We start from the raw sequence: 14427 nt of genomic DNA on the forward strand, positions 1-14427 counted from the left end.
GCCACAATGAATGAAAATTACAGCGTTTTCATTTATAACTACGTGGTAAATTAGGTGCTCATTTTAAATTGGAAGTGTGTGATTAATTTTCTAAAAAAATATTGTTTACTTTATTTTAATAACAACTTTACCTTTGGCGCGACCACTTTCTACATAAGATAAAGCTTCATTTGTTTCTTCGAAAGGGAAAACTTTATCTAAAACCGGTTTAATAATTCCTGATTCTATAAGTGTTGTGATTTTGCTTAATTGCTCACCATTCGCTTTCATAAATAAGAAAGAATAGTCTACATTTTTATTAGATGCTTTTTTACGAATACCGGAACTTAGCAACGAAAGAACTATTTTTACAAACCACGGCGCTTTAATTTCTTTTGCAAAATCTGGCGTTGGCGGTCCTGAAATCGAAATTAGTTTTCCGCCCGATTTTAATATTCTTAATGATTTTTCGAGTGTTTTTTGATCCTGACTATTCAATACAACATCGTAATTACTTAGTCGGTTTTCGAAATCACTGTTCTTATAATCAACAATAACATCGGCTCCAAGTTTTTCGAGTAAATCAAAACTTTTGGCACTTGCCGTTGTCGCAATCGTAGCTCCTAAATGTTTTGCCAACTGAATAGCGATTGTCCCAACTCCTCCGGAACCAGCCTGAATAAATACTTTTTGTCCCTGTTTTATATTTGCTTTTTCTACCAAAACTTGCCACGCTGTCAAAGCCACTAACGGAATTGAAGCGGCTTCTTCCATCGAAAGATTCTTTGGTTTTAGTGCAACATCTTTTTCATTTATAGCGATTGATTCGGCAAACGTACCAATGCGATGATCTGACGGACGGGAATAAACCTCATCGCCAACTTTAAAATTCTTTACGTTTTTTCCAACTTTCGTAATAATTCCGGCTACGTCGTGTCCTAAAATCAAAGGAAGTTTATAGGGCAAAATAAGTTTGAATTCTCCTGTCTTTATTTTAGAATCTAACAGGTTTATTCCTGCTGCATAAACATCAACTAAAACATCGTTGTCTTTTAACTCAGGAACAGGCATATCTGCAAATTCTAAAGTTCCGTTTTTGCTGTATTTATTAATTATAAATGCTTTCATTTTATATCTTTAAAGTTCAAATTATTGTTTTAGGCTTGCATATATCTTTTTAGGATTCACTAAATTGAAAGCTAACTTTGGAAAAAATCTGCTTACGATATAAAGCGATTTTGCATCACCAACTCTAATTGTAAATTGATCTTTTTTAATTCCCGAAATAAGTGCTTTTACCAATTGTTCCGGTGTGATTTTCTTATCATTTCTGTTCGCTGTCATTTCTGTTGCGACAACCGGAGGAAGCAATTCGAATACTTTTACGTTGCTTTTCAAAATCTCTAAATTCTTTCTAAGCGTTCTCGTATAAAAACTCAAAGCCGTTTTGGTTGGTGCATAAGTTGGTTCTTCAAGAGCCGGAACCAAACTCAAAATCGAAGTTGTATTGATTATCGCAGCTTCTTTTCGTGATTTTAGCATGTTTATAAAAAGGTTATTCAATCTTATAACACCAAAATAATTGACATTCATTTCATAAACTGCATTTTTCAGGATTTGATCGTTTGCAATTCCAAGGTTAAGCGCCGGACTTCCAACTCCAGCGTTGTTATACAAAATATCGATTCCGCCCAAAGAAATCACTTTATCGAAAAGTGCCTTAGTATCTTCTTCATTTTCAACATCACTTTTAATAATTATTAAGGATGGCAATAACTTTTTTGCTGCTTCTAATTTTGCTAAATTTCTACCTGTAATAATAACTTTTGCTCCTTCGGCTAAAAATTGTTTTGCAGATTCCAGTCCAATTCCGGATCCACCTCCGGTAATCAATATCGTTTTTCCTTTGATATTCATATCTCGTTATTTAAAAAATTGCTTAGAATCTCCTACCGGAACATCAAACTGACTTTTTTCAAGAGCAATAAATAATTCATCTGAAACTTCTTCCGGTGGAATTCCATTTGCTCCGCCAATTTCTGCCGAGAATTCTGTATTTACCAACGGAGGATAAACTTCATAAATCTGAAGATTTTTTTCTTCTTCATAGGTATATCGCAACGCAACGGTATAACTGTGTAATGCGGCTTTTGTAGCGCCATAAGTAGGCACTAATTTATGACTGCCAAAAACAGCGATAGACGAAATATTTACTATTGCAGCTTCTGCTTTTTGTATAAGATGAGGCAATAAAAGTTCCGTAAAATGAATTACACTTAAATAGTTTGTATTCATTTCTATAGCTGCTTTTTCGTGTGCATTTAAAGTTTCATTTAAAAGATAACTAAAAGCTGCGCCAGCATTATTGATGATGATATTCACATCTGGATAATCTTCTTTTAATTGTTTTGCAATACGAATTCGATCAGATTCTATAGACAAATCGCCTTGTATTGCTACTGCATTATCCAATTGTTTTAATGCATTTTCAAGACGTTCACTATTACGTCCGTTTATGATTATTTTATTTCCTGCTGCATTTAGCTTTTTTGCTATTGCTAATCCTATTCCTGCGCTTCCGCCACTGATGAATATTGTATTTCCTGATGTTTTCATTATTATATATTTATAATTTAAATTTTACATTTTAGACTTTTTAGTATATTTAAAAATAAACTTTTTGGTATATTTTAGAATAAAAAAAATCAAATCACATATTGCTCTAATTCATTTTTTAGGCTTTTTACAAGACCTTGCATTGGTTTTGCTGTATTCATAACTCTGCACATTACAATTCCTCCTTCTACCGAAGCTACTAATTTAAAAGCAAAAACGGCAGGATCAAGTTTATTAGAAAACTCACCAATATTAATTCCTTCCTGAAGTAGCGCCGTTAATTCCAGTTGACCATTTTTTAATACTTTGGCAACTTTTTCCTTTATAAAAGGATAATTATCATCAGATTCTACAGCGGTATTAAATATGGGACATCCGCCTGAAATAAAAGTTTCGATTGGGTTTTTATAAAAATCTAAAAAAGCAAATATTTTACCTTTTATGGTTTTTCCGCTATAAACGGCAGCTCTAATTTTGTCCGAAACCATTTTTAGCGATAAGTCAATAACTTGTTCAGTCAAATCTTCTTTATTCTCAAAATGTCCGTAAAGACAACCTTTTGTAAGCTTAGTTGCCTCCAAAACATCATCAATATTAACTCCCGAAATGCCTTTTTCATTATAAAGCGGCACTGCAGTTTCTAATATAAATTGTTTTGTCTTTTCGGCTTTTGTAAGCATTATGTTTTGTAATTAGATTGCAAATATACTAAAAAGTATATTTTAAAATCAAAAAATAAATATTTTTTTTCATATTTATTCACAACCTCAGCATTTTAGTACAGAATTAATCCGTTTGGTGTAATTGAAAAAAAAATTAATAACAATATTTTGGTCTAGTTTGTCATTTCGACGGAGGAGAAATCACACACGTAGCTCGGCAAAAATTGACGACAATAGTTATGGAGTTCCTAGTGTGATTTCTCCTCCGTCGAAATGACAAAAACTTTGCGTCTTAGCGCCTTTGAGAGATTAATTTACTTTCTAAAAAACCTTAACTTAAATACAAAAAGCCACTCGATTTGAGTGGCTTTTTTCGAAGTAACTAACTAACTTAATACCTGCAAACTAATTTAATGTAATTGCGATATTTTGTTATTATTAAAGTTCAGATTTTAAATTAATCTTCCCTTTCTGAAGTCCTTTTCCTGTAACTTCCAATTGGATTGCGCCCGGAGTTTTAATCGCTTTAACCAAAACCACCAATTTACCGCTGAAAAGCTTCATTTTATTTTCGTGAAATATTTCTAATGATGTTGCATCTCCATTACACGCTGCTCTGTAAGTTGCTGCGCCAGTAACTTTAAATTGTAATTCATTGATTGCCGTTGGACACGGAATTCCGTTTTTATCTACTACCGAAACTGTTACAAAAGAAATATCTTCGCCATCAGCTTTGATAGTTTGACGATCTGCTTCAAGTACAATTTTATATGCATCTCCGGCAGTTTTCACTTCGCTTTCTGCTGCTATTTTTCCATTCGAATCAAAAGCTACAACTTTTACAGTTCCAGGTTCATATTTAACATCATTCCACATTAAACGATAACGGTTTTGTGGAGTTGAATTGTTTTTCTTCTGAATTCCCATACTTTTTCCATTTACAAAAAGCTCAGCGCTGTCGTAATTTGTGTATACGAAAACCGGAGTAATTTCGCCTTCTCTTCCTTTCCAATTCCAATGTGGTAATATGTGAAGCGTTTTATCGGTCTTATTCCATCTGCTTCTGTAAAGATAAAAACGATCTTTAGGAAGTCCCGCCAAATCTGATATTCCAAAATAAGAACTTCTTGACGGCCATTTTTCATCATAAGGCGTTGGTTCTCCTAAATAATCAAAACCTGTCCAGACAAATTCTCCAATAACCCACGGTTTGTCATCCTGAAGAACGAAATCTTCATCAGGAACATTTGACCAGCTACAAGCTTCAAGATCATAAGAAGAAGATTGAAAATCATCGTATTCTTTATTCTTTGCCTGCACTACAGGAAACTTATAAATTCCTCTTGAACTAACCGTTGAAGCTGTTTCTGATCCTAATATAAATCCTTGGGGGAATGATTTATATGCTTCTTCATAAAGATGAACTCTATAATTTAATCCCGGAACATCGAGCAAAGCTCCAAAGCCAGATTCCATAGTTGCTTTTACCTGATCCATACCAACAGTCACGGGTCTTGTAGGATCTTCACGGTGAAAAATGTCCTGTAACCATCTGGCACGTTTTACCCCTTCAGCTCCCCATTGATCCGGAACTTCATTTCCTGAACTCCACATTACAATACAAGGATGATTTCTTGTGGCTCTCACTAAATTTACGATGTCTTTTTCTGCGTATTCTTCAAAAAAGCGGTGATATCCGTTTTCTACTTTTGGCTTTGCCCATTCGTCAAAACTTTCAGCAAGAAACATAAATCCCATTTCGTCAGCCAATTCAAGCTGCTCAAAAGAAGGCATATTATGAGAACTTCTGATTGCGTTACATCCCAAATCTTTTAGAATCGTCAATTGTCTGCGAAGTGCCGCTTTGTTTACCGCCGCGCCAAGTGGTCCTAAATCATGATGAAGACAAACTCCTTTAAATTTGGTCACTTTACCATTTAGACTAAATCCTGTGTTTGGTTCGTATTTTATAAATCTTATACCAAATTTTATGTTTTGTTCGTCTTTTAAAGTTCCGTCGGCTGCGTATAATTTGGTTGTCGCAGTATATAAATAAGGCGTTTCAGGACTCCATAAATGAGGGTTTACAACTGACATTACTTGATGGAATTTTCCATCCTTAATTTCTGTATCTTTTTGCGTTGCTACTACATTATTACTTGCATCTTTTATTTCAGTTACCATTGACGTATTACTGCCAAGAACCTCAGCTTTAATATCTACAACAGCATTATTATCTTTCATTTCAGGAGTAGTAATAGAAGTTCCCCATTGCGTGAAACTTTCCTCTTCTTTTACTACGATACTAACTTTTCTATAAAGACCTGCACCCGGATACCATCTTGAAGAAAATGGCAAATTGGTCAATTTTACAGCCAATACATTTTCTGAACCTACTTTAAGATCGTTGGTAATATCGATATAAAAATAGCTGTATCCATAACCCCAATTTCCTATTTTTTTTCCATTCAAATAAACCTGAGGTTCGCTCATTGCGCCTTCGAAAATAAGAAGTGCTTTCTTTCCTTTTTTAAATTCCGGAAGCGAAAATTTATTGCGATACCAACCCGTTCCAATATGCGGAAGTGCTCCGGTACGTCCCGTTTTTTCAGTCGCTTCTTTTTCGCCATTCTGCTCAATGATACCGGTCTGAATGTCCCATTTTTTGTCAAAAGGTCCGTAAATTGCCCAATCGTGAGGAACACTAACTTTTTCCCATTTTGAAGCATCAAAATCTACAGAAAAAGCATCTCCTTTTACTTCTTTAGAAAAGCGCCAGTTATCTTTTAAAACAACAGTAGTGGATTGTGACATTATTTTTCCTGACGAAAAAACAAGTAGAAATAAGAATAATACTGATTTAAAAATTAATTTCATTTTTCTGTATATTTTTTACCATTAAGAAATTAAGCTCATAAAGCTTAAATCACTTAATTTCTTAATGGTAAAATTTAATTGTTTATTTAATTTTTGAAAGCATCCAATGCCGGCGAAGGTTTTCCGTCAGAAAGCCAGGCATTAAGTTGATAACCGCTCCAGCTTTTTTCGCCTTGTGGTTCCCAATAAATAACTCCTAAACCTTTATTATTAGGTACGCTTTTTACCGCTTTTATAGTAGCTTCAAGCATTTCTTTGGTGTTTTGTACTTGTTCAAAATCTCCACCAACTTCAACAACCATAACTTCTTTGTTGTAACGTGAAGCCATATCTTTTAGATTATTTTCTAAATCTAAAATCGTGCTTTGATAATCGGTTTTGATCCAATATGGATAATACGACAATCCTATTACATCATATTTCACCTTATTTTCTGTGGCTTTATCAAAAAACCATCTGAATTTTTCGCTTTTATTTCCTTCGTCCAAATGAACAATTACTTTAATCTTTGGATCAACCGCTTTTGTCGCTTCGTATCCTTTATCAAGCAATTGCGCTAATTGTTTGAAATTATCTGTACTGCCTTCCGGCCAAAGCATTCCACCTGGAATTTCATTTCCAACCTGAACCCATTCCGGAGTTACTCCGGCTTTTTTCAACATTTTCAAGACGTCATAAGTATGCTGATAAACATCGGTTAACAATTCTGGAAAAGAATGTTTTTCCCATGCAGCAGGTTTTTTTTGTTTTCCGGGATCTGCCCAAGAATCGCTGTAATGAAAATCGATCATAATTCGCATTCCCATTTTTTGAGCACGAACAGCCATTACAACAGTTTCTTCGGGACTGCAATGTCCGCTTGCTTTATCATCATTTGGATTTACCCAAACACGCAAACGAATGGTATTTATTCCGCGGTCTTTTAATAATTGCAGACAGTCCTTTTGAGAACCGTCTGCATCATAAAATTTATAACCAGTTGCTTCCATTTGCGGCAGCCAGCCAACATCTGCTCCGTTTGAAAAGGAGTTTTTTTCGCTAATCATTTTTGGTTTACATGAAGTAAAAGCAACACCAATTAGCATTAAAAAAGAAACAATTTTAAGTGATTTTTTCATGTTTTATTCTTTACTGAAAGCTTGCATTACTGATAAAGCATTGTTATCAAAACTGTATAAAGCCTGATTTTCGAATGTAGAACCGCTTTGAGATTGTGGCCCTTTAAAAGCAACCCATTCTCCACCCCAATACGCAAATCCTTGTCCGAATTCTGATGCTTTTACGATGTTTTTAATATCTGTAACAAAAGTTCTTTGTCCGGCAGGAGTTGCAGAATATCCAGGAACTAATTGATCACTTGAACCTACAATGTTATTTGTTTGATCGTTGTGTAATAAAGTAAAAGGATAAGCAGTTTCTGCGATCAAAACTTTTTTGCTGAATTTCTTTCCTAAAGCATCAATAGTATTTTTTACTTCTGTTAAATCTTTACCGTGCCAAACTGGGTAATAAGACAATCCGATATAATCGTAATCAACGCTTTTCATTTTATTAAAAAACCAATCTGTACCGCCGGCACTTACGCCTGCATAGTGAATCATGATTTTTGTACTTGGTGATTTACTGCGAACTGTTGCACTTGCAGCAGATAATATTGCAAGACATTGTTGTTCGTTGCTGATTAAGTTTCCTTGTGGCCACAATAATCCGCTATTGATTTCATTACCAATTTGAATAATATCAGGATTGATTTCTGTAATTATTGTTGAAGTATAATTTGTAACGGCTGTTTTTAAATCATTAAAATTTAGATTTTTCCATTCTTCCGGAGTTGTCTGAACGCCTGGATCTGCCCAATCATCAGAATAATGAACGGTAAGCCAAACTCTTAAACCGGCTTGTCTTGCTTGTTGCGCCAATTGTTTTACTTCGGCTAGACCGGAACGACCGTTTACAGGGTTTTTCCATAAACGAATTCGGACTGTATTACAACCTGCATTTTTAAGCGTTGTAAGCATTGGTTCGGCTTTGCCATTATTGTAAAATTTAGTTCCTAAAGATTCCATTTGAGGAAGAAAAGAAACATCTGATGCTCTGATAAAAGTATCGGTTGCATCTGGCGGATTAACCGCTTCTTTGTCTGCAGAATCATTACTTGAGCACGAAAACTGAATTGCAGTTATGGCAAGTAACCCAAGAATTTTTATATATTTTTTCATGATAAGATTTATAACTGGTGAAATTTTGAATTTTAAAAAACTTTAATTTAAAGAAGCCTCAAAATAATAGCATCAAGGCTTCTTTAATTTTTAAATTCAATTATGGAGTTGTGATAAACATATAACGACCGTCTAAGTCATTGAACCAGATATCATATTTTCCAGCTTCAACAATAATGTCTCCACCATTATCTCCCCAGCTTGTATCCCATCCACCGTTTGCTTTAAATTTCATTTTTCCGGCTTTTAAAGTTTGAGTAACTTTCCAGATATGAGCATCAAATGTTGATTGAACCATAGGAACATTCATATCCCAACCCGTATCATCGCCTGTTAATACAGATCCAGCCACAGTAATTGTTGTATACGTTGTCAATGGTCCTGTATAAGGTGTGATTTTGTATGTTAACTCTTCAAGGTTAATTTCAAAACTGTAATAACCTGCCGCTGTCGTTGGGAAAACTCCCGGATCAGTATCGCTTTCTGTTGCTCTGTATTGTACTTTGGCACCGTTTGTTCCGTAAGCAGGAGCCCAGAAACCAATTTGTTCAATTAATTTAAAGCCATCTTTGTTAAAATATCCTGTATAATACTGTTTTGCATTTTCTTTTGGATCTCTGAAAATTGGCATATTGTTGCTTGTTACGCTCCATCCTGCAGCAGTTCCAGGTCCAACTAAAAACAAATCAACTCTAGGGAAAACACCTCTGTAAGGAGTTAAATTAATTGTGATTGGCGTAGAAGTTTTTGGTTCTGATAAAGTTGTTCCAACAGTAGATTTAATTCTCACATCGATTGTTCCTTCAACACCAGCTGTAAGTCCAAGTTCTAGTGCTTTTGCGTTCAATTCTGCAACAGTAATAGTTGCGTGAGTTACTGTAGAAGTTGTAATATCTACCGGCGCTGCAAACTCTGTATTACTCGCCGCAAATTGCACTGTGTAAGTAACAATTGTTGGAGTTCCGTAACTTACTTTTTCCCAAGTCAATGTCAATGCAGTATTGTTTGGCGTGTCTTTATTTAGAATTGTCGAAGAACCACTTTCTGGAGTTATGATAGAAAAAGCAGCCGCTTGTGGCTCTAAAATCATTAAATTTTCTTCGTTTTCACAAGACCAAAATCCTGTAAGTAAAACAACAGCTATAAATATTTTATATATAAGTTTCATTTTGTGTATCGTTTATGTTTAAAAAAAGTCTTAGTAACCTGTGTTTTGAGTCAAATTTCTATTTGCTCCCAATGATCCTTCCGGAATAGGAAAAACGCTCATGTAAGAAGGAATTGAAACTCCTTTTGAAGAATTTCCTTTCCAAGCCCAATTGTAAGATCCTCCGGTATATTTTCCAAAACGAATTAAATCTTGTCTTCTGTGCGCTTCCCAGTGCAATTCACGTGCTCTTTCATCAATTAAGAAATCAAGCGTTAAATCACTTAAAGTGATATTTCCAACAGTTGAATTATTGTTAGCTCTTTGTCTTAAAGCATTTACATATTCTAATGCTTTCGCCGAAGTTCCGTTTCCACCTCTTAAAGTTGCTTCTGCATACATTAAATAAACATCGGCTAATCTGAATAATGGGAAATCAGTATCAGCATAAGTAGAGCTGATTCCGTTAACTCCAGTTGAAGTTTTATTTGAGAATTTAGACAAAATATAACCTTGTGTTTTTACACCAATATCTTCAATATCAATAGATCTTTGTTTTCCAGGATCACCTGCAACTCCTTTTCCGATTGTATTTCTGGTATCTTGACTGAATTTTGCACCATCAAATTTCTGAGCAAATTCTTTTCTGATTCTAAGCGCTCCAGTCCATCCGCCAATTCCAAAATCAGCACCATTATTTTCCCACGCACCAATTTGTCCGTTTGTTAAAACAGTTGTTGCGCCCCAGTTTTGAGAAACTGATCCATCAGATTGGATTCCGAAAATGATTTCAGCAGAAGTATTGTTGTCTGCTTTAAAATTGTCCAGATATTTTGGTTTCAAAGTATAACCTCCGGCGATAATTTCGTTACACATTGTAATACAATCATTAAAACGATCCGCCTGAATATAAACCTGAGCATTCAAATACATTTTAGCCAAAATCATACGCGCCATAGATTGATCTAATCTTCCGTATTCATTTGTTCTTGCCGCTTTTAAATCCGGTAAAACTGCTGTTAATTCTTTTTCGATAAAATCAAATAATTGTTTTCTGTTAAATTCAGGTCCTGTGAAGTTTATAGGATCATTTTCAGTATACATTGGCGCTTTTCCAAATAAATCCATCATGTTGTAATAAGCGTACGCTCTTAAAACACGAACTTCTTTGCGGTAAAGTGCAATATCTGCCAAGGTTGCAGCATTTGTAATACCTCTTGAACTTAATTTTTCTGGTGTACTTTGACGCAAAAACTCATTTGCATACGATACAGAAACCATAGTTCTACTAAACATTCCAAGAATAACAGGATTTGCGGCTGTCCAGATATTACGCTGTAATTCTGCTGTTCCTCCGTCATTTTCATAACTCCAAACCAATTCGTCTGTAGTTAATTCCTGCATGTACAATAAACATCTTGTAAACTGGCTTGTTCCTGCATCTACACCTTCTAGCGAAGAATCATTAGGACCAATAACTCCTGTTAAAGTTAAGTTTCCGTATACTCCTGCGAAAGCTTTTTTGTATCCGTCAGGCGTAGAAAATAACACATCCGAAGAAAGAACGTCGTCATCTTTTGAGACTACATTTAAATCATCTGTACAAGACTGAAAAATTACAGTCAATGCAACTATTGTTATTAAAATATATTTTTTCATGATTTCGTTATTAAAATTTAAGATTAAGACCAAATAATACTGATCGTTGTCTTGGATAAATCGTTTTGTCTACACCGTTGTTTGTAATTTCAGGATCTAAACCACTGTATTTAGTAAGTACAAAAACGTTCTGAACTCCTGTTGATACTCTTAATGAAGCTTTACTGTTTACCCAGTTATTTAGCGTATATCCTAAAGTAATGTTATCCATTTTTAAGAAAGAAGCATTCTCAATATAAAGATCTGATAATACTACATTTGAAGTAGTTTGAAAATTAGTCTGAGTTACCTGACTTGGGATATTACTTAAAACACCTCCGTTTTCCATCGCATCATATTGTGCTCTGCTCGCATCTACAGCATTAAAAATTCTATTACCAATACTTGCTCTTAAATTGAATGAAAAGTCAAACTTTTTATAATTCATATTAGAGGCAAATCCCAATGTAAAATCCGGATCTGGATTATTATAAATGTATTTATCCGAATCATTTTTGATATTATCACCATTCAAATCTGCAAAAGCACCATCGATTGGTTTTCCTTCTTTATTATATAATTGTTTGTAAACGTAGAAAGAATAAGGCGTATATCCTTCTCTGAAAATTTGTCCCGGAGTTCCTGTTCCTGCAATATTATCTCCTAAAAAGATATCAGTTCCGTTAACCAGATTTTTGATTCTTCTTTCGAATTTTGAAATATTGAAATTCATATTCCAGTTGAAATCTTCCGTTTTAATAGCGTTCGCATTAATCGTAAACTCAACTCCTTTTGTTGTAAAACTACCAACGTTTTGATACACACGATTAGAGAAGTTACTTCCATCAGATATTGCTGCGTTTACCAATAAATCTTTAGATTCTTTGTAATAAACATCAAGTCCCGCAGTTAAACGATTGTCTAAAAATCCAAAATCAAGACCTGCATTGTAAGAAGATGTTTCTTCCCATTTCAAGTTGTTTGTTCTTTTTGAAGGAAGCGCAACCGGAACTGGGCTTGTTCCAAAATAGTATTCAGCATTTCCGCCACCTACCATATATTTTTGTAAGTATCCGTTTGGTTCAGGAATATCTTGTTGTCCTGTAATACCATAACTTAATCTTAATTTTAAATCAGATAATACCGTACTTTCTTTAAAGAAATCTTCTTTGATTTTCCATGCAAATGCTACAGATGGGAAATTCCCCCAACGATTTGCTTCTTCAAATCTAGAAGAACCATCTCTTCTATAAGATAGTGTCAATAAATATTTGTCTCTGAAGTTTAAGTTTGTTCTTGCAAAGAATCCTAATAAAACAACATCTGTATCTAAAGTAGTTTCAGGAAATGTCGATGGCAAATCAGGGTTTAAAATATTACCGGTTTCAAATTTTGAGCTTTGAAATTTTTGATAAGAATAACCACCTGTCATTTCAAAATTCAATGAATTGAACTTTTTATTATAAACTAAATAAGTATCTAATAACTTATTTCTTCTCATCGCTTCTGTATATTCATTTGTACCATACGGAATATTGTTGTTTGATGGAGCAGAACCTGCATCAGCACCAACCAATCTTCTTCTTTCTCCGTTTGATTCATCAAAACCAACATTTACAACGGCTCTTAAAGCAGGGAAAAAGTGAAATTTATAATCAACTTCAAAATTTCCAAAAAATCTGTCGTTCTTTCCTCTGTCATTTGTATTCAACAATTGCGAAACTGGGTTTCTTGCTGCCGTTGAAACTAACGGATAATTTCCGTTTGCATCTACGCCTGTAGTATATTCAAAATATCCTCCATAAGGCGCGCCTTCAACTTTTATAGGTTGTGTTGGATCAAAACCAATAGCAGCTCCTTCAACACCATCTGTAAATCTGTTTCTTTCGTTTGTATAATTCGCAGAAAGTCTCAATTTTAAATGATTGTCAAAGAAAGTTGGATTCATTACTAAACCAACAGTATTTCTTTTAAACTCATTCGTCAAGCGTAAACCTTGTTGATCTGTATTTCCAAGCGTTAAACTTGTTGGAATAACATTAAACAAACTTCCTCTAACTGCTAAACTTTGATCTATTGTTCCAGTGTTTCTGTAAATTGCTCTTTGCCAATCTGTATTTGCAGTTCCTAATTTACTTAAATCATCACTTCTTCTGTCTGCAATAACACTTCTAAATTCGTCTGCGCTAAAAACATCAACCGTTTTAGTCAAAGTTCCTGCAGCATATTGCACATTATAATCTACAGATAATGTTTTGCTTCCTTTTTTAGTCGTAATAATAATTACACCATTTGAAGCACGAGAACCGTAAATTGCAGAAGCTGATGCATCTTTTAAAACCGTAATCGATTCAACAGTTGCAGGATTCAGCGATGCCATAAACGAAGATGCTCCAACATTTGTACTGTTATCCAAAGGCAATCCGTCAATTACAATAAGTGGATCATTACTTGCAAAAAGTGAACTTCCTCCACGAATTCTAATTTGTGAACTAGAACCCGGCGCACCAGTTGAATTTACTGTTAAACCAGCAACTCGCCCGCTAAGTAAATTTTCTGTTGAAATATTATTTCCTTTGTTAAAGTCTTTTGTCGTAAGTGCAGTAACAGATCCTGTAGCATCTTTCTTTTTAACACTTCCGTATCCAACCTGAACAACAACTTCTTTCAGTTGATTATTATCTTCTTCAAGATTTACAGTTATGTTTTTCTGTCCGGCAACTGAAACAGTCTGATTAGTATAACCCGTATAAGAAAATACAATTTTACTATCTGCTTTTACTCCGGATAATTGAAATTTTCCGTCAAAATCAGTCGTGGTACTGATATTTGTTCCTAATACTTTTATGTTGGCTCCCGGTATGGGCTGCTTGGTAGACTTTTCCAAGACAATACCACTAATTGTGTTCTGAGCAAAAACACAAAAAGGAAGTAAGAGTAATAAAAGTAAAAATTTGGTTTTAATTCTTTTCATACTTTTTAAAAATTGGTTTTGTTTAAGTTAGTTTTTATTAATAAGTGTTGGTCACAAATTGATTGTAGAGATCTATAATTTTAAAAGAAACAAAGTCTGTTTTTTTGGATGATTGCTTCTAAATAGAAATCGTTTCTTAAAATTATAATCTCCTTTTGAAATAAGCTTACTCTATTTTTCTTAGAATGAGAAAAAGCTTTTCCCGATAAGTTTTAATTCGAATGTTAGTCATGTTTAATTTTTTTTTGGTTACGATAATTGGTTAGTTTGTTTTCGTTGACTTGCTCTGAACAAAAATTTTTCAAACGTTGTAGC

General features: G+C 34.3%; 10 protein-coding genes. All 10 read right to left on the reverse strand.

The genetic code is table 11. The annotated features are described in order from the left end of the window. Positions 1–105: 105 nt before the first annotated feature. Positions 106–1107: an NADP-dependent oxidoreductase gene (locus WN975_RS10910; protein ID WP_337966556.1), complete on the reverse strand. Its 1002-nt coding sequence runs from the start codon at positions 1105–1107 to the stop codon at positions 106–108. Positions 1108–1128: 21 nt separating this feature from the next. After that, a complete protein-coding gene (locus tag WN975_RS10915) occupies positions 1129–1896 on the reverse strand; it encodes an SDR family NAD(P)-dependent oxidoreductase (protein WP_337966557.1) in 768 nt (255 codons plus the stop codon). 6 nt (positions 1897–1902) lie between these two features. Next, the gene (locus WN975_RS10920; RefSeq protein ID WP_337966558.1) at positions 1903–2595 is read right to left on the reverse strand and encodes an SDR family NAD(P)-dependent oxidoreductase; all 693 of its coding nucleotides are present in this window, start codon (positions 2593–2595) and stop codon (positions 1903–1905) included. An 89-nt stretch (positions 2596–2684) separates the two neighbouring features. Then, a complete protein-coding gene (locus WN975_RS10925) occupies positions 2685–3275 on the reverse strand; it encodes a TetR/AcrR family transcriptional regulator (RefSeq protein ID WP_099708693.1) in 591 nt (196 codons plus the stop codon). 420 nt (positions 3276–3695) lie between these two features. Then, on the reverse strand, positions 3696–6134 hold the full coding sequence (locus WN975_RS10930; protein WP_337966559.1) for a DUF4982 domain-containing protein: 2439 nt from the start codon (positions 6132–6134) through the stop codon (positions 3696–3698). A gap of 86 nt (positions 6135–6220) precedes the next feature. After that, complete coding sequence (locus WN975_RS10935) at positions 6221–7252, reverse strand: glycosyl hydrolase 53 family protein (protein WP_337966560.1); 1032 nt, start codon at positions 7250–7252, stop codon at positions 6221–6223. Positions 7253–7255: 3 nt separating this feature from the next. After that, positions 7256–8353, reverse strand: a complete 1098-nt coding sequence (locus tag WN975_RS10940; protein WP_337966561.1) for a glycosyl hydrolase 53 family protein — start codon at positions 8351–8353, stop codon at positions 7256–7258. A gap of 100 nt (positions 8354–8453) precedes the next feature. After that, positions 8454–9521 (reverse strand): SusE domain-containing protein, encoded by a 1068-nt coding sequence (locus WN975_RS10945; RefSeq protein ID WP_337966562.1) that lies wholly within the window; start codon positions 9519–9521, stop codon positions 8454–8456. A gap of 30 nt (positions 9522–9551) precedes the next feature. Further along, complete coding sequence (locus WN975_RS10950) at positions 9552–11159, reverse strand: RagB/SusD family nutrient uptake outer membrane protein (protein WP_337966563.1); 1608 nt, start codon at positions 11157–11159, stop codon at positions 9552–9554. A gap of 10 nt (positions 11160–11169) precedes the next feature. Beyond that, a complete protein-coding gene (locus WN975_RS10955; protein ID WP_337966564.1) occupies positions 11170–14112 on the reverse strand; it encodes a SusC/RagA family TonB-linked outer membrane protein in 2943 nt (980 codons plus the stop codon). Positions 14113–14427 lie beyond the last annotated feature (315 nt).

The sequence above is a fragment of the uncultured Flavobacterium sp. genome, assembly GCF_951805225.1.
Classification (GTDB): Bacteria; Bacteroidota; Bacteroidia; order Flavobacteriales; family Flavobacteriaceae; genus Flavobacterium.

Coding starts and splice junctions, on each gene's coding strand:
- WN975_RS10935 (WP_337966560.1), bottom strand. CDS start 7,252: ATGAAAAAATCACTTAAAATTGTTTCTTTTTTAATGCTAATTGGTGTT.
- WN975_RS10925 (WP_099708693.1), bottom strand. CDS start 3,275: ATGCTTACAAAAGCCGAAAAGACAAAACAATTTATATTAGAAACTGCA.
- WN975_RS10955 (WP_337966564.1), bottom strand. CDS start 14,112: ATGAAAAGAATTAAAACCAAATTTTTACTTTTATTACTCTTACTTCCT.
- WN975_RS10915 (WP_337966557.1), bottom strand. CDS start 1,896: ATGAATATCAAAGGAAAAACGATATTGATTACCGGAGGTGGATCCGGA.
- WN975_RS10930 (WP_337966559.1), bottom strand. CDS start 6,134: ATGAAATTAATTTTTAAATCAGTATTATTCTTATTTCTACTTGTTTTT.
- WN975_RS10950 (WP_337966563.1), bottom strand. CDS start 11,159: ATGAAAAAATATATTTTAATAACAATAGTTGCATTGACTGTAATTTTT.
- WN975_RS10910 (WP_337966556.1), bottom strand. CDS start 1,107: ATGAAAGCATTTATAATTAATAAATACAGCAAAAACGGAACTTTAGAA.
- WN975_RS10920 (WP_337966558.1), bottom strand. CDS start 2,595: ATGAAAACATCAGGAAATACAATATTCATCAGTGGCGGAAGCGCAGGA.
- WN975_RS10945 (WP_337966562.1), bottom strand. CDS start 9,521: ATGAAACTTATATATAAAATATTTATAGCTGTTGTTTTACTTACAGGA.
- WN975_RS10940 (WP_337966561.1), bottom strand. CDS start 8,353: ATGAAAAAATATATAAAAATTCTTGGGTTACTTGCCATAACTGCAATT.